The following is a 1,138-nucleotide window of genomic DNA, read 5'->3' as shown; positions in this document are numbered from 1 at the left end:
AAGATACGAGCAGGAGATTCTGCATGAAAACATCTAAATTTACTGACAGTCAGATCATGTCCATCTTGAAACAGGCAGAATCTGGCACACCTGTAGCCACCCTTTGTCGTGAACATGGCATGAGTAATGCCACGTTTTATAAATGGCGTGCCAGATATGGCGGTATGGATACCTCATTGATGGCTCGACTGAAAGAGCTGGAAGCAGAAAATACCAGACTAAAAAAAATGTATGCTGAAGAGCGATTAAAGGCAGAGATTGTTCAGGAAGCAATGTCAAAAAAGTGGTGAAGCCATCTTGCCGACGTCAGATGGCTCAACAAGCCGTTGCCCTGCATGCGGTTAGTATCCGTTTAGCTTGCTCTGCATTTGGCATTAGTGAAACCTGCTACCGTTATCAGGCTAAACTTTGCGATGACAATGCATTAATTGCTAAACAGCTCATTGAACTCACTGAGGAAAATTCCGATTGGGGATTTGGTCTGTGCTTCTCATATTTACGACATGTTGAGAATCACTGCTGGAATCACAAGCGGGTTTACCGCATTTACTGTGAGTTGGCACTAAATCTGCGTATTAAACCGAGAAGAAGACTAAAACGGCACGCGCCTGAACCATTGAAAGAACCAATCCGAGAAAATCAGGTCTGGTCATTAGATTTTATGCATGATCAGCTGATCGATGGTCGAAAGTTCCGATTATTAAATGTGATTGATGACTACCGTCGAGAAGGCTTAGCGATTGAAGCAGGATTCTCATTACCTACAATCCGAGTTATTCGTACGTTGAATCAGTTGCTGGAGTGGCGAGAAAAGCCGTTAGTTATTCGGTGTGACAATGGCCCGGAGTTTATCAGTCATGAATTTGTACGCTGGGCAACTGAACAAGGTATTCGTATTGAATATATTCAACCAGGTAAGCCACAGCAGAATGCGTATATTGAACGTTATAATCGGACTATACGTTATAGCTGGCTAAGCAAGCATCTATTTGACACACTGGAAGAAGTACAAGATTATGCAACGAGTTGGCTGTGGCATTACAACTATGAAAGACCACACCAAGCAAACAAAGGAAGGCCACCTCTAATGGCTGCTTAACCTCTACTTTTAACTTCGGTTATTTATGGGAGGATTACC

The 1,138-nt window shown here is 43.0% G+C and carries 1 protein-coding gene; it reads left to right on the top strand.

Annotated elements, in window-relative coordinates:
- Positions 1–23 precede the first annotated feature (23 nt).
- Positions 24–1,099, top strand: a protein-coding gene (locus ACG9ZB_RS16660; protein WP_152342372.1) for an IS3 family transposase whose coding sequence is annotated in 2 segments (ribosomal slippage) — positions 24–276 and positions 276–1,099 — 1,077 coding nt in all. Because the reading frame shifts where the segments join, the coding sequence is not laid out codon by codon here.
- The last annotated feature ends 39 nt before the right edge of the window (positions 1,100–1,138 follow it).

The organism is Acinetobacter johnsonii, assembly GCF_048551975.1.
GTDB lineage: Bacteria > Pseudomonadota > Gammaproteobacteria > Pseudomonadales > Moraxellaceae > Acinetobacter > Acinetobacter johnsonii_A.
Note: the sequence above shows the minus strand (reverse complement) of the source record. Positions and strands in the feature narration are given on the sequence as shown.